At 72.2% G+C, this 21712-nt stretch carries 19 protein-coding genes and 1 pseudogene; 13 read left to right on the top strand and 7 right to left on the bottom strand.

Annotated elements, in window-relative coordinates:
- Nucleotides 1-812 (top strand): annotated as a pseudogene (locus tag O6P37_RS21995) (DUF222 domain-containing protein); the annotation flags it as partial.
- On the opposite strand, the gene O6P37_RS21990 reads toward O6P37_RS21995, so the two are convergent.
- On the bottom strand, nt 809-3346 hold the full coding sequence (locus tag O6P37_RS21990) for a DEAD/DEAH box helicase (protein WP_269896076.1): 2538 nt from the start codon (nt 3344-3346) through the stop codon (nt 809-811). The pseudogene O6P37_RS21995 and the gene O6P37_RS21990 sit on opposite strands and share 4 nt — an antisense overlap.
- A 67-nt stretch (nt 3347-3413) precedes the next feature.
- On the opposite strand from O6P37_RS21990, the gene O6P37_RS21985 reads away from it, so the two are divergent.
- Nucleotides 3414-4139: a hypothetical protein gene (locus O6P37_RS21985; protein ID WP_269896075.1), complete on the top strand. Its 726-nt coding sequence runs from the start codon at nt 3414-3416 to the stop codon at nt 4137-4139.
- On the opposite strand, the gene O6P37_RS21980 is transcribed toward O6P37_RS21985, so the two are convergent.
- Nucleotides 4123-5406 (bottom strand): MFS transporter, encoded by a 1284-nt coding sequence (locus O6P37_RS21980; protein WP_269896074.1) that lies wholly within the window; start codon nt 5404-5406, stop codon nt 4123-4125. The two genes, O6P37_RS21985 and O6P37_RS21980, sit on opposite strands and share 17 nt — an antisense overlap.
- A gap of 86 nt (nt 5407-5492) precedes the next feature.
- Between O6P37_RS21980 and O6P37_RS21975 the strand changes: the two genes are divergently transcribed.
- Together O6P37_RS21975 and O6P37_RS21970 are read left to right on the top strand one after the other, a co-directional pair.
- Nucleotides 5493-6218, top strand: coding sequence for an NUDIX hydrolase (locus tag O6P37_RS21975; RefSeq protein WP_408633226.1), 726 nt, complete (start codon nt 5493-5495; stop codon nt 6216-6218).
- 19 nt (nt 6219-6237) lie between these two features.
- Nucleotides 6238-7698 (top strand): phospholipase D-like domain-containing protein, encoded by a 1461-nt coding sequence (locus O6P37_RS21970; protein WP_269896072.1) that lies wholly within the window; start codon nt 6238-6240, stop codon nt 7696-7698.
- On the opposite strand, the gene O6P37_RS21965 is transcribed toward O6P37_RS21970, so the two are convergent.
- Nucleotides 7676-8488, bottom strand: coding sequence for a carotenoid biosynthesis protein (locus O6P37_RS21965; RefSeq protein ID WP_269896071.1), 813 nt, complete (start codon nt 8486-8488; stop codon nt 7676-7678). The two genes, O6P37_RS21970 and O6P37_RS21965, sit on opposite strands and share 23 nt — an antisense overlap.
- Nucleotides 8489-8528: 40 nt before the next feature.
- On the opposite strand from O6P37_RS21965, the gene O6P37_RS21960 reads away from it, so the two are divergent.
- The gene (locus O6P37_RS21960; RefSeq protein ID WP_269896070.1) at nt 8529-9647 is read left to right on the top strand and encodes a glycosyltransferase; all 1119 of its coding nucleotides are present in this window, start codon (nt 8529-8531) and stop codon (nt 9645-9647) included.
- Nucleotides 9644-11188, top strand: a complete 1545-nt coding sequence (locus tag O6P37_RS21955) for a phytoene desaturase family protein (RefSeq protein WP_269896069.1) — start codon at nt 9644-9646, stop codon at nt 11186-11188. The genes O6P37_RS21960 and O6P37_RS21955 overlap by 4 nt, the downstream gene beginning before the upstream one ends.
- Here the strand turns inward: O6P37_RS21955 and O6P37_RS21950 are convergent.
- Entirely contained in the window at nt 11097-11774 is a 678-nt protein-coding gene (locus tag O6P37_RS21950; protein WP_269896068.1) for a CDP-alcohol phosphatidyltransferase family protein, read from the bottom strand. The genes O6P37_RS21955 and O6P37_RS21950 overlap by 92 nt on opposite strands.
- A gap of 24 nt (nt 11775-11798) precedes the next feature.
- Between O6P37_RS21950 and O6P37_RS21945 the strand changes: the two genes are divergently transcribed.
- The 7 genes from O6P37_RS21945 to O6P37_RS21915 all read left to right on the top strand — a co-directional run bounded on the left by O6P37_RS21945 (nt 11799) and on the right by O6P37_RS21915 (nt 20056).
- Nucleotides 11799-12605, top strand: coding sequence for a YhjD/YihY/BrkB family envelope integrity protein (locus O6P37_RS21945; protein WP_269896067.1), 807 nt, complete (start codon nt 11799-11801; stop codon nt 12603-12605).
- Between the two features lie 55 nt (nt 12606-12660).
- Nucleotides 12661-13254, top strand: a complete 594-nt coding sequence (locus O6P37_RS21940) for a TetR family transcriptional regulator (RefSeq protein ID WP_269896066.1) — start codon at nt 12661-12663, stop codon at nt 13252-13254.
- Between the two features lie 219 nt (nt 13255-13473).
- A complete protein-coding gene (locus O6P37_RS21935; RefSeq protein ID WP_269896065.1) occupies nt 13474-14493 on the top strand; it encodes a helix-turn-helix domain-containing protein in 1020 nt (339 codons plus the stop codon).
- Nucleotides 14494-14585: 92 nt separating this feature from the next.
- Complete coding sequence (locus O6P37_RS21930; RefSeq protein WP_269896064.1) at nt 14586-18749, top strand: SpoIIE family protein phosphatase; 4164 nt, start codon at nt 14586-14588, stop codon at nt 18747-18749.
- Complete coding sequence (locus tag O6P37_RS21925; RefSeq protein WP_264014830.1) at nt 18749-19075, top strand: STAS domain-containing protein; 327 nt, start codon at nt 18749-18751, stop codon at nt 19073-19075. Before O6P37_RS21930 ends, O6P37_RS21925 begins: the two co-directional genes overlap by 1 nt.
- 47 nt (nt 19076-19122) lie before the next feature.
- Nucleotides 19123-19614, top strand: a complete 492-nt coding sequence (locus tag O6P37_RS21920) for a MarR family winged helix-turn-helix transcriptional regulator (protein ID WP_269896063.1) — start codon at nt 19123-19125, stop codon at nt 19612-19614.
- A gap of 25 nt (nt 19615-19639) precedes the next feature.
- Nucleotides 19640-20056, top strand: coding sequence for a DUF5313 domain-containing protein (locus O6P37_RS21915; RefSeq protein WP_269896062.1), 417 nt, complete (start codon nt 19640-19642; stop codon nt 20054-20056).
- Nucleotides 20057-20059: 3 nt separating this feature from the next.
- Here the strand turns inward: O6P37_RS21915 and O6P37_RS21910 are convergent, their stop codons facing one another.
- The 3 genes from O6P37_RS21910 to O6P37_RS21900 all read right to left on the bottom strand — a co-directional run bounded on the left by O6P37_RS21910 (nt 20060) and on the right by O6P37_RS21900 (nt 21670).
- Nucleotides 20060-20182, bottom strand: a complete 123-nt coding sequence (locus tag O6P37_RS21910; protein WP_269896061.1) for a hypothetical protein — start codon at nt 20180-20182, stop codon at nt 20060-20062.
- A 208-nt stretch (nt 20183-20390) separates the two neighbouring features.
- A complete protein-coding gene (locus O6P37_RS21905; RefSeq protein ID WP_269896060.1) occupies nt 20391-21239 on the bottom strand; it encodes an alpha/beta fold hydrolase in 849 nt (282 codons plus the stop codon).
- Complete coding sequence (locus O6P37_RS21900; RefSeq protein ID WP_269896059.1) at nt 21236-21670, bottom strand: helix-turn-helix domain-containing protein; 435 nt, start codon at nt 21668-21670, stop codon at nt 21236-21238. Before O6P37_RS21900 ends, O6P37_RS21905 begins: the two co-directional genes overlap by 4 nt.
- Between the last annotated feature and the right edge of the window lie 42 nt (nt 21671-21712).

Here is a 21712-nt window from a genome sequence, read left to right as displayed (position 1 = left end):
GCAAGACCTGCGACGACAAGGGCACTACCTATCGGATCTTCCTGCCGCGACTGGAGGCGGCCAAACTCGACGCCGCCGTACAGTCACATCTCGACGGGATGGTCGCCGACTGGAAACGCGACCACGCCGAGGGCGGAGTCGATGCCGACGGCGAGGGTGACGGCGCAGACGGTCAGGTTCCGCCGATGCCCACGACAGTCGATGCGTTCATGAGCCTCGTCGACGCCGGCTGGGACACCGAGGTGGCGCGGCGCCCGCACGGACACCGCACCACCGTGATCGCCCACGTGGACGTCAAGGAACAGGTGGCTTCATTGCATCTAGGGCCGCTGCTGACCGACGCCGATCGCCGATTCCTGCTGTGCGATGCCACCTCGAGGTGTGGCTGGAACGCCACGGGCAGCCCATCGGGTCCGGACGCGACACCCGCCAGATCAGCCGCCGACTGCGCAGGGCGCTCGAGCACCGTGACCGCTGCTGCGTGGTGCCCGGATGTGAGGCCACCCGCGGATTACACGCCCACCACATCCGGCACTGGGAGGACGGCGGCGCCACCGAACTCGACAACCTGGTCCTGGTCTGCCCGTACCACCACCGGATGCATCACCGAGGCGGCATCACCATCACCGGCCCCGCGCAGCACCTGGTCGTCACCGACGGCGAAGGGGAGCAATTTGAGTTCGGCGTCGCTGGCCCGACCCCCGACCACACCCCCACCGGATGTCCCACCGTGCCCCGGACCCACCGGCGAACGAGCCGACTGGTGGTGGTACGAGCCGTTTCAACCCCAGCCTCCACCGTCGACCAACTAGTCCATCCGCCCGGCGTCCACCAGCCGGATCACCGGGACGCCCTCCTCGTCGGACGCCTCCAGATCGACCTCGACGTCGATGCCCCAGTCGCGGTCGCCCGCGGGGTCGTCGAGGATCTGCCGCACCCGCCACACGCCAGGCTGCCGGTCGATGATCAGCAGCGCCGGGCCGCGAGCGTCGGCGCCGATACCCACGTCGGCGTGCTCGGCGAAGTACTCCCGTCCGGCCTCGGCCCACCGTTCGGCGTGCCATCCCGACCCGGAGTCCAACTCGCCCAGCTCATTCCAGCGGCGGCGGGCGAACAGCTCCACCCGGCGGAACAGCGCGTTGCGGACCATCGCGGTGAACGCCCGCTCGTTGCCGGTCAGCGGGCGCGGCCGGACGGGCACCGCCACCGGCTGGTCGACCGGCTGATCGGGACTGGTGAGCTGTTCCCACTCGTCGAGCAGGCTGGAGTCGACCTGACGCACCAGTTCGGCGAGCCACTCGACGATGTCGGTGACCTCCTCGGTGCGCGCGGACGCAGGCACCCCGGACCGCAGCGCCTTCACCGCGTCGGACAGGTAGCGCAGCACCGCGCCCTCGGACCGGGTGAGCTTGTAGGTGCTGACGAACTCACGGAAGCTCAGCCCGCGCTCCCACATCTCCCGCACGACGGACTTCGGGGACAGCGGTGAGTCCGCCGCCCACGGGTTCGTCTGCAGGTACACCTCGTAGGTGTGCTGCAGCAGCTCCTCGAGCGGCCGCGGGTAGGTGATGTCGTCGAGCAGCTCGATCCGCTCGTCGTACTCGATGCCCTCGGCCTTCATCGCGGCCACCGCCTCGCCCCTGGCCTTGTTCAGCTGCGCGGCCAGGATCTGGCGCGGGTCCTCCAATGTCGCCTCGATCACCGAGACGACATCGCGCGCATACGATTCCGCCTCCGCGTCCAGCACGTCGATGGCGGCGAGGGCGAACGTCGACAGCGGCTGGTACAGCGCGAAGTCGCGCGGCAGGTCGACGGTCAACCGGTAGCGCCGCCCGTCGGGTTCGGGGGCCTCGAGGCGTTCGACGACGCCGGCCTGCAGCAGAGAGCGGGCGATGCCCACCGCCTCCCGGATGAGCTGGAGCTGGCGCTTGCGGGGCTCGTGGTTGTCGGTGAGCAGCCGCCGCATCGCGTCGAACGGGTCGCCGGGACGGTCGACGACGTCGAGGATCATCGCCGTCGACACCCGCATGTTGCTCGTCAGCTGCTCGGGCGCCGCCTCGACCAGCCGCGTCATGGTCTTCTCGCTCCACGGCACCATGCCCTCGGGGACCTTGCGGCGCACCAACTTACGGCGCTTCTTCGGGTCGTCGGCGACCTTGGCGAACTGTTTGAGGTTCTCCACCTCGTGCTCGGGGGCCTGCACCACCACGGTGCCCGCGGTGTCGTATCCGGCTCGGCCCGCCCGCCCGGCGATCTGGTGGAACTCGCGCGCGTTGAGCAGCCGGGTGCGGATGCCGTCGTACTTCGACAGCGCCGAGAACACCACCGTGCGGATCGGCACGTTGATGCCGACGCCGAGGGTGTCGGTGCCGCAGATCACCTTGAGTAGCCCGGCCTGCGCGAGCTGTTCGACGAGCCGCCGGTACTTGGGCAGCATCCCGGCGTGGTGCACACCGATGCCGTGTCGCACCAGCCGCGACAGCGTGGCGCCGAACACCGAGGAGAACCGGAACGCGCCGATCAGGTCGCGGATCGCCGCCTTCTCCTCCTTGGTGCTGACGTTGATGCTCATCAGCGCCTGCGCCCGTTCCAGCGCGGAGGCCTGGGTGAAGTGCACGACGTAGATCGGCGCCTGCCTGGTGTCGAGCAGGTCGCCGATGGTCTCGTGCATCGGCGTGGTTGCGTAGGAGTAGAACAGCGGGACCGGCCGCTCGGCGTGGGCCACCAGTGCCGTCGGCCGCCCGGTGCGGCGGCTGAGGTCCTCGCGCAGGAACGTGACGTCGCCGAGGGTGGCCGACATCAACAGGAACTGGGCACGCGGCAACTCGAGCAGCGGCACCTGCCAGGCCCAGCCGCGGTCGGGATCGCCGTAGAAGTGGAACTCGTCCATCACGACCAGGCCGATCGCGGCGTCCGGCCCTTCCCGCAGTGCGATGTTCGCGAGCACCTCGGCCGTGCAGGCGATGATCGGCGCGTCCGCGTTGACCGCCGCGTCGCCGGTCAGCATTCCGACGTTCACCGCGCCGAACACCCCGCACAGCGCGAAGAACTTCTCGCTGACCAGCGCCTTGATCGGGGCGGTGTAGTAGGTGCGCCGCCCCGCCGCCAGCGCGGCGTACTGCGCGCCGGTGGCCACCAGCGACTTACCCGAACCGGTCGGCGTCGCCAGCACCACGTTGGCTCCGCTGACCAGTTCGATCAGCGCCTCCTCCTGCGCGGGGTACAGCGTGGTGCCGTTCGCCTCGGCCCAGGCGGCGAAGGACGCGAAGAGTCCGTCGGCGTCGTCGCCCATCGCGCGCAGCGCCGACAGGTCGTCGGGGTCGTCGAGCAGGGGGGTGGGTGACATGGCCCCACCAGCGTGCCCGACGCGCATTTGGGATCGGTAACCGGAGCGGTGGGGTGCACTTGGCGGCATGACACGCACACACGCGCGCTTCGTCGGGTTCGCCGCGGCGCTCGCCGCCCTGGCGATGACCCCCGCCTGCTCCACGGACAATCCGCCCATGGCGCCGGGCACGGTGACCGTCACCACCACGGTCGCCGCGCCGACGAGCTCCGCACCTGACCCGACGGTGACCGTCGCGCCGACAGCGGCGCCCACGGCCGCACCGACGGTCCAGCAATCCGACTGCGCCGTAAGTCCGGAGAACTGGCCGGTGCCGCACGACGAGCCCTACGGCTTCGTCCCCGAGGAGTACCGCGTCTCGGTCGCGATGAGTGGCATCGCCTCCGGCACGATCACGCCCGGCGCGGCGCCTGCCGAGGTCGAGGTGACGGTGTGCAACGACACCCCGGTCGACTACCCCGCCGTCGGCGTGGGGCTGGTGCTGGACAACTGCAGCTGCGCGCCGGTCCCGGGCATCGCGAAGGGAACCGTCGAGCGCTACGAGGCGGCGGCCGGTTCCTGGCTGCCGGTGCAGAACCCCGCGGCGGGCCTCGGCATGGACCATCTCGGCCAGTTCACCGACCTCGGGGGCTTCCCGAAGGGCAGGGCCGTGACGCTGCGGTACCGGGTCGCGCTCGACGCGGCCATGGCCGACGGCGAGGGCGGGATCTCCGCGACCGCGGTCACCGCCGACGGGTCACTGATCCAGATCGGTGACGCACGGCTGCCGTTCACGGTCACGGCGGAGGGCTGAGCGTCGATGCGGCATCCGGCTCGGCGGCGCCGGTCCAGTCCGGTGGCGGACGCAGGCTCGCCAGCGCCAGACTGCTCAGTCCCATCAGCGTCATGGTGAGGATCAAGAACGGCCCGTAGCCCCCGGTGGCGTCGGAGATCGCCCCCGCCGCGAGCGGCCCGAACGCCGTGCCCAGCGAGAGCGCGGCCACCAGGCCGCCGAACAGGCCGCCGAAGTTCCGGATGCCGAAGTGCCGGGCGGCGAGGTACGCGATCACGTCGACCTCGGCGCCGAGGGTGAGGCCGAACAGCGCCGCCGCCACCGTCTGACTCACCGGATCCGTGCCGTCGAAGAGCAGCAACGCGCTCCCGACGATCGGCACCAGGTAGGCGCAGGCACCCACGACGCGTCCGGGGAAGCGGTCCAGCAGCACCCCGATGCCCAGCCGACCCACGATCGAGAAGATCCCGACCAGCGCCGCCGTACCCGCCGCGGCCAGCGGGTCGGTACCGGCATCGCGCAGGATCGGCACCAGGTGCACGACGACGCCGAGGGTGGTGAACGCGAATAGACCTGCGGCGAGCAGGAGCCGGTAGAAGGTGGCCGACCGGAGTCCATCGCGCATGGTGAGACCGGCCAGTGGCGGCGGCGGCGCCGCGGCGGCGACGTCGACCGGAGGCGCCCGGCGTTCGTCCTGGGCGCCGCGGAAGAACAGTGCCACCGCCAAGACCACCAGCGCACCCCAGAGCAGGCCGAGTCCGACGAACGCGCCGCGCCAGCCGTAGGCGGCGATGAAGGTGGTGGCCAGCGGCGGGAAGACCGCCGCGGCGAGGGAGCCGCCGGACAGCGTGACCGCGAAGGCCAGCCCGCGGGAGCTGTCGAACCGGCTGGCGACCGCGCTGGTCCACACCGTCGTCTGCACCCAGAACGAGGCGAAGGACAACACGGCCCACAGCAGGATCCAGTTGGCCAGCGATCCGGTGGCGCTGCCGAGCAGTGCGAACGCGGCGCCCACCAGCACCACACCGGTGATGCCGACGCGCCGCGGTCCCATCCGGTCGACCAGCAGACCGATGGGCAGTGCGGCGACGGCCGCGGCCATCCCGACGATCGTCAGCCCCAGCGACGCCTCGGCCCTGGACCAGCCGAACTCCTCCTGCAGCGGTGCCATGAACGCGCCGAGCGAGTAGACGTGCATGACGCCGATGGAGTAACCCAGGCCGGCGGCCGCGGGCAGCTTCCAGAAACGCCGCCACTCGGTGACGCCCGCGCGGTCGAGTCGGCTCATGGGCAGCGATGCTAAGCGATCGCCCAGCGTTGCGAGGCCGCCATCGGGGAATCGCGCCGCACTGCCCTATGGTCGAGCGGGTGACGATCCCCAGCCAGATCACCTACGACGACGCGTTGCGGAACCGGATCGCGACGCACCTGGCCGGGCACGACCGCCGCACCGTGACCGACCCGACGAAACGGCACGCCGCCGTCGCCGTCGTGCTCGTCGACTCCGATCTCGGCGAGGACCGGGTGGACCCCGCGCCGGTGGACGACTGGATCGCCGGGCGGCCGATGCCCGAGGCCGGGCTCGACGGCCGCATGGTCGACGTGTCGGGTGGTGCGGCATTCCTGTTGTGCCGTAGGGCGTCCCGGCTCAACACCCACGCCGCCCAGTGGGCGCTGCCCGGCGGACGGCTGGACCCGGGGGAGACCGTGGTCGAGGCGGCGCTGCGCGAACTCGACGAAGAGGTCGGTGTCGCGCTGCCCGAGGAGAACGTGCTCGGCCTGCTCGACGACTACCCGACGCGGTCCGGCTACGTCATCACCCCGGTGGTGGTCTGGGGCGGCGGCAGGCTCGACCCGCGGCCGGCGCCCGACGAGGTGGTGGCCGTCTACCGGGTGGGTCTGCACCAGCTGCAGCGCGAGGACTCGCCGCGGTTCATCACCATCCCGGAGAGCCCGCGGCCCGTCGTACAGATCCCGCTGGGCAACGACCTCATCCACGCCCCGACCGGCGCGGTGCTGCTGCAGCTGCGGTGGCTCGGACTCGAAGGCCGCCACGACCCGGTCGACGAACTCGAACAACCGGTGTTCGCCTGGACGTAGATGGGGTAGACACAGCGCCATGTCGGTGCTCGTTCCGGGTGAGACGTGCTGGCGGGTGGAGCGTGCGGAACGGTTCGCCTGCATCGTCGACGCCGCCGACTACTTCCACCACGCGAAGACCGCGATGCTGCGCGCGCGGCACCGGATCGTGCTCATCGGCTGGGACTTCGACACCAGGATGACCTTCGAGCGCGGCGGCAAGCGGATCGCCGGGCCGAACCAGCTGGGCGCCTTCCTGCGGTGGATCTCCCGGCGCAGGCCGGACCTCGAGGTCCACGTGCTCAAGTCGAACCTCAACATGTTCCCTGCGCTGCAGGGCATCTGGCAGGGCGTGACCCCGGTGGTGGTCAAGAACTGGCTCAGCAAGGAGCGGCTGCAGTTCGCGATCGACGGCGCCCACCCCACCGGTTCGGTGCATCACCAGAAGGTCCTCGTCATCGACGACGCCATTGCCTTCTGCGGCGGGATCGACCTCACCCTGGACCGCTGGGACACCCCCGACCACGAGCACAACAGCCGGTTCCGCCGCGCCCTGGGCCGCAACTACGGCCCCCGGCACGAGGTCGCCGTCGCCGTGGACGGCGACGCCGCACGGGCGCTCGGCGAGCTGGCCCGCGACCGCTGGCGCGCCGCAACCGGCCGCCGTCTGGAACCCGTGCACGCCGCCCACACGGCGTGGCCGCGCAGCCTCGACCCCACCCTGACCGACATCGACGTCGGCATCGCCCGCACGCTGCCCGCGCTGGAGAACCAGACCGAGGTGCGGGAAGTGGAGGCGCTGAACCTCGAGGCGATCGCCGCCGCCAGGGACACCATCTACCTGGAGAACCAGTACCTCGCCTCCCGGACGCTCGTCGAGGCGCTCGCCGCCCGGCTGCGCGAAGCCGAAGGGCCCGACATCGTCGTGGTGATGCCCCGGCACTCGGAGAGCCGGCTCGAGCAGACGGCGATGGACAGCGCCAGGCAGCGGCTGCTGCACGTGCTCTGGTCGGCCGACGAGCACGGGCGGTTCGGCATCTACTGGCCGGTGACCGACGGCGGCACCCCGGTCTACGTGCACGCGAAGGTCATGGTGATCGACGACCGGCTGCTGCGCGTCGGCTCGTCGAATCTCAACAACCGGTCGATGGGATTCGACAGCGAATGCGACGTGGCCATCGAGGCCGGCGCAGAGGCGGCCGACGGCAGCGGTCAGGACGACGTCCGCGCGACGATCGTCGCGGTGCGGCACCGGCTGATCAGCGAGCACCTCGGGGTGTCGGCAGGCGAGTTCGAGCGGACGCTGGCGCGCCGGGGGTCGTTCCTGCAGGCGGTCGAGGAGTTGCGCGGGCACGGCAGGACGCTGCGGGTGTTCACCGAGGAGACGGTGGCCGGCGAGGCCGGTCCGCTCGCCGAGAACGACCTGATGGATCCCGACCGCGTGCCCGCCTCGCTCACTCGGAGCGTGCAGCGGTTCCTCACCGGGTTGCGGGGGGAGTGACCGCGCGGTCGCGCCTGCGCACCAGCGCGACGGCGAACGGCACCGCCACCAGTCCCATCAGCAGCCCGCCGGTGACCGCCGAGCCGGGCAGTCCGAAGAACACCGCGTGGGCGAGCACCGAGGAGAAGTACACCCACAGGTACAGCGCCGCCGCCGGGCCCGACGGCCGGTCATCGCGGTGCAGCAGCGCGTGCAGCGCCGCCACCACCAGTGCCGACACCAGCAGCCACCCCGCGTAATTGGTCAGCGGTATGCCCGGGACCAGCGGCAGACCGGGATCCGGGTGGAACCACGTCCAGTGGCCGGCATCGACCATCTGCGGATCGAGGAACACGTCCCACACCGTCAGCGCCACCGCACCCGCCGCGACGACGGCGGGGCCGCGCACCGCGAGCGTGCGGGCCACCACCAGCGCGGGCCAGGCCATCATCACCCAGGCCATCGGCACCACCAGCGGAACACCGAGCACCTCGGCGCCGAGGGTGCCGGTGTAGGCGTACGGCCCGAACGGCAGGCCGGTGGCCACCCCGACCGCCTCCGCGAGCAGTCCGCCGCCACCGGCGACCGCGATCAGCACCGCCGCCCCGGCGGCGCCGTGCAGCCGCGCGACGTCGGCGACGGCGGCGAGGAAGAAGACCATCACACTGGTGACCGTGACCTCGGTGCGCCACGTCTCGGGCGTCAACGGATAGGCGATCTGCACGAGGACCGCGGCGGCGACGAGAGCCCACACCAGGCGGTCCGCGGGCATCCGCACCCGCGCTCCGAGCAGGGGGCCGGCCAACGCCACGCAATACCTCCGCTGGTCGACGATTCCGTAGAGTTTGCAGGTGCCCGCTGCTTGCCCGACCGAAACCCTACGGGCACTCGTCACCGCCGGATCGGCGCTGGCCGCCGCCGGGACCGCGCATGCGCTACTGAACCTGCGGCTCCTGCGGCGCCCGCTCGAGGCACCGCCGGAGGTGACCGCGCCGGTGTCGGTGCTGGTGCCGGCGCGCGACGAGGCGCACCGCATCGCGCCGACGATCCGCTCGCTGCTGGCCCAGCGCAGCCTGGCCGACGCGGAGATCCTGGTCCTCGACGACGGCTCCACCGACGGCACCGCCGACGTGGTGCGGCGGCTGGCCGGGCCCGACCCGCGGTTGCGGGTGCTGACCGGCGCCCCGCCCCCGCCCGGATTCCTGGGTAAACCGCACGCGTGCGCGCAACTGGCGGCCGCGGCCCGCGGCGAGGTCCTGGTGTACGTCGACGCGGACGTGGTGCTCGCCCCGCATGCCGTCGCCGCCGCGGTGGCGCTGTTGCGCGGACCGCGGCCACTGGACCTGCTCAGCCCGTGGCCGCGGCAGGTCGCCGCGGGGGTGGCAGGCCGGCTCGTGCAGCCGCTGCTGGCGTGGTCGTGGCTGACCACCCTGCCGCTGCGGATCGCCGAGCGGTCCGCGCGGCCGTCGATGGCGGCGGCCAACGGGCAGTTCCTGCTGGTGGAGGCCGCCGCCCTGAAACGGGCCGGCGGTTGGCAGGCGGTGTCGGGCGCCGTACTCGACGACATCGAACTGGCCCGTGCGGTGCGCGCTGCGGGCGGCCGGACCGGCATCGCCGACGGGTCGGCGCTGGCGACCTGCCACATGTACGCCACCGGACGCGAACTGCGGGAGGGCTACCGCAAGTCGCTGTGGGCGGCGTTCGGTTCACCGGCGGGGGCCGTCGCCGTCGCGGCGGCGCTGACGGTGGTCTACGTCCTTCCCGCGGCCGCCGCGCTGACGGGCTCGCGCACCGGGGCGCTCGGCTACGCCGCCGCGGTCACCGGGCGCGCCCTCGCCGCACGATGGGGCGGTAGACCGGTGGACGCCCTCGCCCACCCGATGTCGGTGCTCGCCCTGCTGGGGTTGCTGGCGTCGTCCTGGGCCGGCCGGGTGACGGGATCGCTGAGCTGGAAGGGCCGGCCGGTATGAGCCGCATCGTCGTGGTCGGCGCGGGTCTGGGCGGACTGGCCGCCGCCGCCCGCCTCGCCGCGGCGGGGCACCGGGTCACGGTGTTCGAGAGCGCCCCGGCCGTCGGCGGCAAGCTCGGCGTCGTGTCGCGCGACGGCTTCACCTTCGACACCGGCCCGTCGCTGCTCACCGTGCCCGGCGTGCTCGAGCAGCTGTTCGCCGACACCGGCGGGCCGGCCGACCTGCCGCTCACCCGCGTCGACCCGGCCTGCGCGTACACCTTCCCCGACGGCACCTTCCTCGCGCTGCCGCACGGTGCGGCCGACGTCCCCGCGGCGTTCGACGGCGCCCTCGGCGCGGGTGCGGGCGAGCATTGGCGGCGGCTGCACGAGCGGTCGCGGCGGCTGTGGGAACTGGTCGGCGAGCCGGTGCTGCGCCGGCCCATCTCGATACCCGCGCTGGCCCGGATGAGCGCACGGCCGGCGGATCTGCGGGCGGTGGCGCCGTGGCGGACGATCGACGGCCTCGGCCGCCGCATGCTGCCCGACCCGCGAATGCGGATGTGGCTCAACCGCTATGCGACCTACTCCGGGTCCGACCCGCGCCGCACGCCCGCGGTCCTCGGGGTGACGGCGTTCGTCGAGCAGGAGTTCGGCGCCTGGTACGTGCCCGGCGGCCTGCGCCGCATCGTCGACGCCGTCGAGAAGCGCTGCGGTGACCTCGGTGTCGACATCCGCACCGGCACACCGGTCGACGAGGTGCTGGTGTCCGGCGGCCGGGCCTGCGGCGTGCGGGCCGCCGGGGCCGAGGTGGCCGCCGACGCCGTGGTGAGCAACGCCGACGCGACCGTGCTCTACGACCGGCTGCTGCCGGCCGACGCCGCAGCGACCATGCGGCGGCGGGTGCGTCGGCACACCCGGTCGATGGCCGGATTCGTCCTGCTGCTCGGCCTTTCGGGTCGCCGGCCGGGAGCCGCGCACCGGGTGTACTTCCCGCGGGACTACGACGCGGAGTTCGACGCGATCTTCGGCCGCGCGCCGCGACCGGTGGCCGATCCGACGGTGTACGTACACGCCCCCGACGACCCCGCGCTGCGCCCCGACGACGATTCGGAGGGCTGGTTCGTGCTGGTCAACGCGCCCGCCCACGACCCGGGCCGCGGCGTCGACTGGGACGAGCCGGGTCTGCGCGAGCGCTACGCCGGCCGCGTGCTCGACGTGCTGGCCGACCGCGGCGCCGACGTCCGCGACCGCATCCGGTTCGTCGAGGCCTCGACGCCCGCCGATCTGGAACGCCGCACCGGCGCACCGGGCGGGGCCATCTACGGCTCGGCGTCGCACGGCCCGCGGGCGGCGCTGCGGCGGCCGGCCAACCGCAGCCCGCTGCCCGGTCTCTATCTCGTCGGCGGGTCGGCGCACCCCGGCGGCGGCATCCCCCTGGTGCTGATGTCGGCGGAGATCGTCGCCGGCCTCATCGGGCGGGCGGGAACTTCGGCGGCATCGACCGCCGCACCCCGACCACCAGCTGGACGAGCCCGACGGCTCCGGCGGCGGTCCACGTGACCGCCATCAGCAGGCCCCACCCCCAGCCGAGTGGCGGCACGCCGGCGGGGAACGCCGCGGCGCCCGCCGCCGCCAGCCCGACGACGATCAGCCGGGTCGGCCGTTCGGCGACGGTGACGGTCCCGACGCCGGGCATGCCGACGGCCTGCGCCCGCGCCCGCAGGTATTCGAGCAGGAACACCAGCGCCAGCGCGGCCGCGACCCACGCCGGTGGTGCGCCGAGCGCCAGCAGCACGCCGCCGAGCACGAGATCGCCGAGGCGGTCGGCCATCGCGTCGACCACCGCGCCGAGCGGACGGGCCCGGCCGGTGCGCAGCGCGACCGCGCCGTCGAGCCCGTCGAGCACCCCCGCGGCCGCGATCAGCGGCACGGCCAGAGCGGGCCAGCCGGGGCCCGCGACGGCCGCCAGCGCCCCGGCCAGCGCGAGCACCCCGGTCGCCGACAGCAGGTCGGGTGGGACGCGGAGCAGCGGACCGGCGGCCAGCGCCCGCACCATCCGCAACCAGCCACGCACCACCGGCGACGGCCGCACCCCGTCGTGGCGCGCCGACCAGCCCTCGTCGTCCGCGGGGTCCTGCGCCGTCATGACGCCAGCCTGCCAGGGCACGCGATGAGCCGGCTGCGCGACTTCGGGTCGGGGATGCGCAAGACGTTCCCGGGCAGCGACCTCGCCCTGTGGGCGGCCGGGGCCACCTACTTCGGGGTGATCGGGCTCGTCCCGCTGGCGCTGGCGTCGCTGTGGGCGGTCGGCGGGCTCGTCGGACACGACACCGTCACCGCCGCGATGGAGGACGCGATCGGCGGCCTGCCCGGCGGGCACGGGACGCCGGAGGCGCTGCGCACGCTGACCTCCGTCGCGCTGTCGATGTCGTGGCTGCAGGCGCTGGTCGTGCTGTTCCCGGCCAGCCTCTACGGCGAGGGGCTCCGCCGGGCCTTCGTGCAGATGTCGGCCGCGCGGGACACGCTGACGGGCTGGCGCGGCCGGGCAGGCCTGCTCGCCGTCGCGGCGGTCGCGCCGTTCCTGGTGCTCGCCGTGCTCGCGTCCGCGCGCTACGTCGGCCCGCTGTACGCCGGTGAGGGCTGGTCGCTGGTGTGGGGTGTGGTGGTCGCGTTCCACATCGTCTGGCTCACGGTGTCGACGGCCCTGGTCGGGGTGTTCGGTCTGATCGGCCCGGGTCGGATCGGCCTGCGCGCGTTGCTGATCGGCGCGTTCAGCACCGGGGCGATCCTGGCCGGGTTCCTGCAGGGCTTCGTGCTGTTCCTGGCGATCCCGATCCCGTGGTCGGCGCCGTTCGGCGGGCTGCCGATCGTCGGCGCGGTCTCCGCGCTGGCGCTGTGGCTCTACCTTCTGCACATCCTGGTGCTCTGCGGGTTCCGGGCGACCGTGGTGCTCGACGAGTCGCTGCGTGCCGGGTGAGTCGGCCTGGACAACTCGGCGCGTGCCGGTGACGCCGGTGCGGGACAATCGGGGCATGCCGGTGCGAGAGCAGCCCATGGGATTGAGGGCGCGCAAGAAGATCCGGACCCGCGCCGCCATCCGGCGGGAGGCGTTCCGGCTGATCGAGGAGCAGGGTTTCGGCAACACCACCGTCGAGCAGATCGCCGACGCCGCCGACGTCTCGGCCAGCACCTTCTTCCGGTACTTCCCCACCAAAGAGGCGGTGCTGCTCTCCGACGACCAGATCGCACCGATCATCGCGGCGTTCGTCGAGGCGCCGGCCGACCTCGCGCCGGTGGCCGCATACCGGCATGCGGTGAACTCGGTGTTCGGTGCGATGACGGCCGACGAGCGCGAGGACGCCGTCGCCGGCCAGCGGCTGATGTACACGGTGCCCGAGGCCCGCGGACTCGTCTACACGGAGTACGTGCGGCTCATCGGCCTGATCACCGACGCGCTGGCCCGGCGGATGGGAACGGACATCGACGAGTTCGAGCGGCGGGTGATCGCCGGATCGATCGTCGGGGTGCTCATCGCCACCTCGGACAACGAGCCGATGCCCGACGACCCGCTCTCGCGGGGACTTGAACTGCTCGACGCCAAGATCGACGCCGGCGCCCGCCCCTAGCGCGCCGGCCGCCCGGTCCTGGCGGGGGAGTGCGCCGCCGGGCGGACGCCGTGGGCCAGGCCGTTGCCGGCGTGCAGCCCGGCCACGAACTCGAGCAGTGGCCGTACTGCGCGGAATCGGTCTCTACGAACGGGTGCTCTGGACAACATCGTTCGATCGTGGCCTCTAGCGCACGAAGTCAACAGTGGCACTGACGCCACACATCGTTAATATAGTGACATGCACTCGGTGGCGGTCCTGGCCTATGACGGCATGTCGGGTTTCGAGTCCGGCATGGCCGCGGAGATCTTCGGCATGACCGAACTCTCGGAGCAGTTCTCCGCGGGCATCGCGCGGCCCTGGTACTCGATGAAGCTGTGCACCGCCACCCCGGAGATCCGGATGCTGGGCGGCGCCACCGTACGGTCCCCGCACGGGCTCGACGACCTGGCCGCCGCCGACACCGTGATCATCCCGAGCGTGCGCAACGTCGCCGACCCCGCGTCGCCCGAACTCGTCGAGGCGATCGGCGCGGCCCACGCCCGCGGGGCCCGGCTGGTGTCGATCTGCTCAGGCGCGTTCGCCCTCGCCGCGGCCGGCGTGCTCGACGGCCGCACGGCCACCACGCACTGGATCTACGTTGACCAGCTCGCGCGGCGCCATCCCGCGGTGGACGTCGATCCGGCGCCGCTCTACGTCGACGGCGGTGACGTGCTCACCAGCGCGGGCTGCGCGGCGGGCCTCGATCTCTGCCTGCACATCGTCCGAACCGACCACGGCGCGCGCGTCGCCAACGACGTCGCCCGCCGGCTGGTGATCTCGCCGCACCGGGCGGGCGGACAGGCCCAGTACATCGAGACGCCGGTGCCCGAACCAGCGACCGACGGCCGCATCGCCGCCGGAATGGCCTGGGCGCTCGAGCATCTGGACACACCCATCACGCTCGACGAGCTGGCCGCCCGCTCGGCGATGTCGCGGCGCAGCTATCTGCGGCAGTTCACCAAGGCGACCGGCACGACGCCGATCAGGTGGCTGATCGAGCAGCGCATCCAGGCCAGCCTGGCGCTGCTGGAATCGTCGTCGCTGTCGATCGAGCAGATCGCCGCCCGGGTGGGTTTCGAGTCCGCCGTCACCTTCCGGCACCACTTCGTCCGGCAGCTGCGGACCACGCCGAGCGACTACCGCAACGCCTTCACCGGTCGGGCGCGGTTCGACGGCGGCCCCGCCGGGTACAGCACCGTTCGCGGGAGAAGCGGCTGATCGGCGAGCCGGCACAGGCGGTCCGGCCATAGTGTGGTCCCCGGCGTCGTCCTCACCCGAGGACCACGTGAAGACGGCGGAGAGGACGTGCGGTGGTCGGTGAGCACACGCCGCCGGACCCTGCGGTGGCGGCGATCTACAGCGTCGACGAGGTGGTCGGCCGCGACCTCGCCAGGGTGAACTGGGCGGCGACCCCGCTCGGTGTGCCCGACCGGTGGCCGCAGAGCCTGCTGACCGCCGTGAGTATCCTGCTGTCCTCCCGCTTCCCGATGTGGATGGCGTGGGGGCCGGAGCTGACGTTCTTCTGCAACGACGCCTACCGCCGCGACACCCTCGGCCGGAAGTACCCGTGGGCGCTGGGCCGGCCGGCCAACGAGGTGTGGTCGGAGATCTGGCCCGACATCGGCCCGCGCATCGAGCGGGTGCTGTCGACCGGCGAGGCGACCTGGGACGTCGCGCTGCTGCTGTTCCTCGAGCGGTCGGGGTACCGCGAGGAGACCTATCACACGTTCTCCTACAGCCCGCTGCGCGACGACGCCGGGCATGTGGTCGGCATGCTGTGCGTGGTCAGCGAGGACACCGACCGCGCCATCGGCGAGCGGCGGATGGCCACGCTGCGGGACCTGGGCTCCGACACCAGCGTGGTGCGCTCCGAGCAGCAGATGCTCAACTTCGCGGCCCACCAGCTCGAACGCAACCTCAGTGACCTTCCGTTCGCCCTGATCTACCTGTTCGGCGACGACGGTGCTGCGCGGCTCGCGGGTGCCAGTGGCATGCCCGCCGGGCATCCGGCCGCACCGCAGGTGCTGGCGGCCGACGGGCTCGGGGTGTGGCCGATCGACGATCCGGCCCTCGGCCGGTCGGTGCTGATGGATCTGGACTCCGAGTCGCTGACCCTGCCGACCGGTTCCTGGACCGAGCCGCCCACCCAGGCGCTGGTGGTGCCGCTGCAGCAGCAGGGCGACGCGCCGCTGGGATTCCTGGTCGCCGCACTGAACCGGCACCGCAGGCTCGACGAGGGCTACCGCGGATTCGTCGAACTGGTCGCCGGACACGTGGCCGCCGGCGTCGGCAGCGCCCGCAGCTACCAGTCGCAGCAGCGCCGGGCCGAAGAGCTCGCGGAGCTCGACCGGGCCAAGACGACCTTCTTCTCCAACATCAGCCACGAGTTCCGCACACCGCTGACGCTGATCCTCGGACCGGTGAACGACCTGCGCGGCCGCACCTCGGACTTCGACGACCAGACCCGCGACGAGCTGGAGCTGGTGCACCGCAACGGACTCCGGCTGGCCAAGCTGGTCAACACGCTGCTGGACTTCTCCCGCATCCAGGCCGGGCGGATGCGGGCGCACTTCGAGCCGGTCGACCTCGGCGTCGTCACCGCCGAGCTGGCCAGCGTCTTCCGGTCCGCCGTCGACCGGGCCGGCCTGGCGTTCCACGTGGACTGCCCGCCGTTGAGCGAGGACGTCTACATCGACCGCGACATGTGGGAGAAGGTGGTGCTCAACCTGCTCTCCAATGCGCTGAAGTTCACCTTCGACGGCTCGATCACGGTCCGGGTGGGGGCCGACGACACCGGCGCGGTGATCACTGTCGCCGACACGGGCACAGGCATCCCGGAATCCGAGATGCCGCGCCTGTTCGAACGGTTCCACCGCATCGAGAACGCCAGGGCGCGGTCCACCGAGGGAAGCGGTATAGGACTCGCCCTGGTCAAGGAGCTCGTCGGGCTGCACGGCGGCACCATCACCGCGGACAGCGCGGCGGGGGCGGGCACCACCTTCACCGTCCGGTTGCCGTTCGGTTCGGCCCACCTGCCGGTGGCCGACCTGATCTCGCCCGATGCGGCCCGGCCGGCCTCGGGCATTGCGGACCCCTACGTGCAGGAGGCGCTGCGCTGGCTGCCCGGCGGCGCCGAGTCGGAGGCCGCGCGTGGCGGGACGGGGATGCCCGTGGCCGTCCCGGCCTCCGGTGCCCCGGCGCGCGTGCTGGTGGCCGACGACAACGCCGACATGCGCGAATACCTGTCGAGCCTGCTGCAGTCGGCCGGCTACGCCGTCAGCACCGTCATGGACGGCGCGCAGGCCTTGGACGCGGTGCGGTCGGATCCGCCGGACCTGCTGATCAGCGACGTCATGATGCCCCGGCTCGACGGCCTGGAACTGCTGGCCGCACTGCGCGGCGATCAGCGCACCGCCGCCCTGCCGGTGCTGTTGCTGTCGGCGCGGGCCGGCCAGGAGGCCTCCATCGAAGGTCTGCAGGCCGGCGCCGACGACTACCTGGTCAAGCCCTTCGCCGCCGCCGAACTGCTCGCCCGGGTGCGCGCGAACGTGGAGATGGCACGGTTGCGCAACCACCACGCCGACTGGCGGTCGGCGTTGATCGACTCGCTGCAGGAGGCGTTCTTCGTCTGCGACGAGAACGGCGCCTTCGTCGAGGTCAACTCGGCGTTCGCCGACATCCTCGGCTACGGCCCCGACGGACTGCCCTACGAACCCGTCCAGCCGTGGTGGCCCGACGCCGAGTCCGATCCGGAGGCGCACCGGCAGAGCGCCGAGGTCCTCGAGGCACTGCTGAGCCGGACGCACGGCAACTACAAGATCCCGGTGAACCACAGCGACGGGCACCGGCTGTGGATCACCGTGAGCTTCAACCGGGCCGAAGACCCCGACAGCGGCCGCCGGGTCATGGTCGGCACGATCCGCGACGTCACCGCCGAGCACTACGCGGTGCAGCGCGAGACCGCCCTGGCCGCGCTGAATCAGCAGCTGTCTCAGGTGGACACGTTCGATCAGGCGATTCGCGCGGCGGCCGAGGTGCTGCGCGGCGTCTGGCACGCCCGCCGGGTGCTCGCGCTGATCTTCCCGGGCCGGCGTGAGGTCCGCGAGACCGCGGGCCCGCCGGCCCTGGTGTGCGCGGGCGAGCCGGCCGAATGGACGGAACTGCCCGCGACACACCGTAATTCGATCCTCGCACTCTGCGACGCGGAGACGCTGAACATCAGCACGTCAGAACCGGGCACCGTCGGCATCGCGCTCCGCAATCCCCGTGGACTGCTGGTCGTCTGGATAGAGCTGTCCGAGGACCGGCCCTTCACCCCGCAGGACCACACCCTGCTGACGGTGCTCGCCGGCCGGCTCTCGCAGGGGCTGCAGCGGGTGCACCAGTTCGACACTCAGCGCGAGACCGCGCTGGCCCTGCAGCACGCGATGCTCGGCCCGTCGCGGCTGCCCGGCGGCTTCACCGTGCGCTACCACCCCGCCAGCAGTCCGCTGCAGGTCGGCGGCGACTGGTATGACGTGGTCAACCTCGACGACGGCCGGGTGGCGATGATCGTCGGCGACTGTGTCGGGCACGGCCTCGCGGCCGCCACGGTGATGGGACAGCTGCGCAGCGCCTGCCGGGCACTGCTGCTCGACGAGCCGAGCCCGGCGGCGGCGCTGACGAAACTCGACCGCTTCGCCGCGAGGCTGCCCGGCGCGAGGTGTACCACCGCGTTCTGCGCGGTGCTCGACGCCGCCACGGGCGACCTGGTGTACTCCAGCGCCGGCCACCCGCCGCCCGTCATGGCGCTGGCCGACGGCGAGCTGGCGATCCTCGACGACGGGCGTGGCTTCCCGCTCGCGGTGCGCCCCGGTCAGCCCCGCCCGGAGGTGCGTCGGACGATACCGGCGCGCGCCACCCTGCTGCTCTACACCGACGGCCTCGTCGAACGGCGCCGGGTGTCGCTGGATCAGGGCATCGCCCGCGCCGCCGAGGTGGTGCAGGAGGGGCGCCCGGCGCCGCTGGAGGAACTGGCCGACGAGATCATGGACCGGCTCACCCCGGTCGACGGCTATCAGGACGACGTCGCGCTGCTGCTGTACCGGCAGCCCGGTCCGCTGGAGATGGAGTTCCCCGCCGAGGTGGGCCAACTCGCGCACACCCGCACCGCGATGCGCGAATGGCTGGATCGCGCCGGGGTGGCACCGGAGCAGGCGTACGACACGCTCATCGCCACCGGCGAGGCCGTGGCCAACGCGATCGAACACGGCCACCGCGACCGGCCGGACGGCACCGTGACGCTGAGCGCGACGGTGCTCGTCGACCGGCTGCAGGTGCGCGTGGTCGACACCGGCGCGTGGCGGCCGCCGCGGGCGGTCGTCGATGTCAGCCGGGGCCGGGGCATCACCTTGATGAAGGGGCTGATGGACGATTTCGCGATCGACAGCGACGACGCGGGGACCACCGTTAACCTGTCGACGAGGATCATGTGATGGCCACCCCACTGAGTCTGGACACCCAGCGGATCGACGGCACCGTCGTGCTGACCGCTGCCGGGGAGATCGACCTGAGCAACGTCGAGGAGTTTAGCCAGGGGCTCAGCGGCGCCGCGCAGACCGCCGGTGCGGGCGCGGTGACCGTCGACCTCAGCGCCGTCCGCTACGTCGACAGCGCCGCCATCAACGCGTTGTTCACCATCGCCGATGTGGCGGACCGGTTGCGGCTGATCGTCCATCCCCTGCTGATGAGGGTGCTCGACATCAGCGGACTGACCCAGCTCGCCACCGTCGAGGCCGCCCGCCTCGACGGCGCGGTGTGACGACCGCGATATTGTTAGGGCACTAACTAAGCGGGTACGATCTAGTTGTGTCCCGATCCACCACCGCGGAGATCGATCCGCTCGCCCTCGAGCAGCAGGTGTGCTTCGCGCTCGCGGTGACCAACCGCGCCGTGCTCGGGGTGTACCGGCCGCTGCTGGAACCCCTGGGGCTGACCCACCCGCAGTATCTGGTGATGCTCGCACTGTGGGACCACCGCAAGGCGGCGGCCGCGGACGACCCGCCGCTGACGGTGAAGCAGATCGCCTCTGCGCTGCAACTGGATTCGGCCACGCTGTCGCCGATGCTCAAGCGGCTGGAGGCGCTCGGCTTCATCACCCGCACCCGCAGCACCGCCGATGAGCGATCCACCCATATCGCACTGACCGACGCGGGCGCCGCCCTACGTGACCGTGCACTGGAGATCCCCCCTGCCGTCGTCGCACGGCTCGGAGTCGACCTCGCCGAACTCGAGGAACTGCGCCGGGTGCTCACCCGGATCAACGCCGCCGCGGTCGCCGCCGGCGCCCTCACCACCTGACCACCCACGATCAGCAGGAGCCACCATGGCCACCACAAAACCCTCACTGTGGCAGCGGATTCCCTATGCCTACGGCCGCCGCCTGCCGGATGCGATGCGGGCCTGGGTCGCCGAGGACCTGGCAGGCCAGGGCGCGGTGCGCCGGCACATGATCCGGATGGCGATACCGCCGTTCCTGGTGCTGGCACCGTTTTGGCTGTTGCCCACGTCGTTCTACGTCCGGCTGGAGATGACCGCCCCGATCTTCATCTGGGCGGTGCTGATGTCGCTCGCGCTGAACAAGGTCTGGCGTCGGCACCGGCTGGCGCAGCACGGGATCGACCCGAATCTGGTCGACCAGCTCAAGCGGCGCAGGGACGCGCACATCCACGAGGACTACGCCCGCCGGTTCGGGCCACGCCCGGAGGACGCGAAGTGGCAGTCCAACAGCAGTCCGTTCTGACCGCTACGGACCGTAGCCGCGCAGCACCTCTGCCTGTCTGCGCAACCGCGCGGCGGCGTCATGCCGGCCCAGCGCGTCGTACCCGTCGGCCTCGGTGAGGAATCCGTCGATGTGCGCCCGCAGCACCGCACGGACGTCGTCCGAGGACAGGCTGCGGCGCGGACCTCCGTCGTACCCGCGTCGTAGGCGGCGGGGTCCACCGCCTCCGCGTCGTCGATCGCCGCCATCGCCGTGCGCAGGGCCGAGACCACCTCGGTGTCCTTCGCCCGCAGCGCCGCCGTCAGCGCCCGGCGGAGGTGCGTGCGCACGGCCTGCGCGGGGGGAAGAACCGCGCTCATGATCGTGCGCCGTCGTCGAGGAACCGGTGGATGGCCGCGCCGTCGCCGGTGATCGCATGCCCGAGGTCCGGCAGCAGTGTGACGGTGGCGTGCGGAACGAGGCGTTCTAGGCGGCGTGCGGTGTCGTGGGCGTCGAGTATGCGGTCGCGGCCGCCGACGGTGACGTGCATCGGCATTGTCAGAGAGCGCAGCTGGTCGTCGGTGAACACCGGCAACCGGTCCCGTCGGGGCAGGTAGTGCCGGTGGATGAGCAGCATGTACTCGGTGATCGTGCCGAGCTCCGCGTTCGGGCCGACCGCCAGCCGCAAGGCAAGGCGTCGGCCGCGCTCGCCGAGAGGGACGAGGAACGCCGCAGCGATGACGGCCGCATACTTCTGGCGTCCGACACCGCCCGGGCAGCGCAGGGCGAGCCGTTCGACACGGTGCGGCCGCCGGATCGCGTAATCGAGCGCCAGCCACCCGCCCAGGGATGCGCCGACGAAGGCCGGCCGATCGGCGCCCACCGCGGACAGCACGTCATCGAGCCACGCCGCATGGGCGTCCGAGTCCAGCGGCAGCCGCGACGGCGCGCTGAATCCGGGTTCGCCGACGATGTCGACCAGGTAGAGCCGCCGGGTCCGTGACCATGCCGCCGCGTCGGCCAGCCAGATCGTGCTGTTGGTGCCCGCGCCGTGCAGCGCGACCACGGGCGGTGCGTCGGCGGGGCCGCAGACGATCACCGATGTCTCGCCCGCCCTTGTCGCCACCACCTGCCGTTGCGCCGGTATGTCCCAGCGGCTCAGGTCGTCGTTGTAGCGCTGCGCCACCGCCTGCGCACCCGCGGCGGTCCGGTAGATCGCGGTCATGACCCGACGTCCTGGGCGAGGGCACCGATCAGGGTGATCAATTTCGCCGCGTCGTCCGGGTCGCCGGCGACGATGACCGTCAACCGCTCTCGCGACTCGTCGTAGGACGTCTGCACGTGCAGCGGGCGTCGGCCCGGCCCGGTGTTCGCCGCGGCGACGACGTGCGTGCTGATCCGGTCCATGACGCGGCGGTCGGCCGCATCGACATGGACGACCGCCGACACGTCGACGCGCGGCGGCGCCGACGGGGCCGGACGGTCGTCGCCGCCCGCGCCGCCGGTGAACTCACGGAGGTCCTCGGCGGTGATGCGGTACTGCTTGCCGATCCGCACCGCGGGCAGGCGGCCGTCACGGACGTACCCGCGAACCGTGCGCACGTGCAGACCGAGCATGGCCGCCACGTCGTCAGGTGAGTACATCGTCGAGCCCATGGACGCAAACTATCGTAAACATCCCTAAAATGCATCTCGATA

It is taken from the genome of Mycobacterium hippophais (assembly GCF_027529605.1).
In the GTDB taxonomy this organism is placed as follows: Bacteria; Actinomycetota; Actinomycetes; order Mycobacteriales; family Mycobacteriaceae; genus Mycobacterium; species Mycobacterium arseniciresistens.
Note: the sequence above shows the minus strand (reverse complement) of the source record. Positions and strands in the feature narration are given on the sequence as shown.

What these genes read in the sequence shown, in the direction of transcription:
- O6P37_RS21990 (WP_269896076.1), bottom strand. Translation starts at nt 3,346, where the DNA reads ATGTCACCCACCCCCCTGCTCGACGACCCCGACGACCTGTCGGCGCTG.
- O6P37_RS21985 (WP_269896075.1), top strand. Translation starts at nt 3,414, where the DNA reads ATGACACGCACACACGCGCGCTTCGTCGGGTTCGCCGCGGCGCTCGCC.
- O6P37_RS21980 (WP_269896074.1), bottom strand. Translation starts at nt 5,406, where the DNA reads ATGAGCCGACTCGACCGCGCGGGCGTCACCGAGTGGCGGCGTTTCTGG.
- O6P37_RS21970 (WP_269896072.1), top strand. Translation starts at nt 6,238, where the DNA reads ATGTCGGTGCTCGTTCCGGGTGAGACGTGCTGGCGGGTGGAGCGTGCG.
- O6P37_RS21955 (WP_269896069.1), top strand. Translation starts at nt 9,644, where the DNA reads ATGAGCCGCATCGTCGTGGTCGGCGCGGGTCTGGGCGGACTGGCCGCC.
- O6P37_RS21950 (WP_269896068.1), bottom strand. Translation starts at nt 11,774, where the DNA reads ATGACGGCGCAGGACCCCGCGGACGACGAGGGCTGGTCGGCGCGCCAC.
- O6P37_RS21945 (WP_269896067.1), top strand. Translation starts at nt 11,799, where the DNA reads ATGAGCCGGCTGCGCGACTTCGGGTCGGGGATGCGCAAGACGTTCCCG.
- O6P37_RS21940 (WP_269896066.1), top strand. Translation starts at nt 12,661, where the DNA reads ATGCCGGTGCGAGAGCAGCCCATGGGATTGAGGGCGCGCAAGAAGATC.
- O6P37_RS21935 (WP_269896065.1), top strand. Translation starts at nt 13,474, where the DNA reads ATGCACTCGGTGGCGGTCCTGGCCTATGACGGCATGTCGGGTTTCGAG.
- O6P37_RS21925 (WP_264014830.1), top strand. Translation starts at nt 18,749, where the DNA reads ATGGCCACCCCACTGAGTCTGGACACCCAGCGGATCGACGGCACCGTC.
- O6P37_RS21915 (WP_269896062.1), top strand. Translation starts at nt 19,640, where the DNA reads ATGGCCACCACAAAACCCTCACTGTGGCAGCGGATTCCCTATGCCTAC.
- O6P37_RS21905 (WP_269896060.1), bottom strand. Translation starts at nt 21,239, where the DNA reads ATGACCGCGATCTACCGGACCGCCGCGGGTGCGCAGGCGGTGGCGCAG.
- O6P37_RS21900 (WP_269896059.1), bottom strand. Translation starts at nt 21,670, where the DNA reads ATGGGCTCGACGATGTACTCACCTGACGACGTGGCGGCCATGCTCGGT.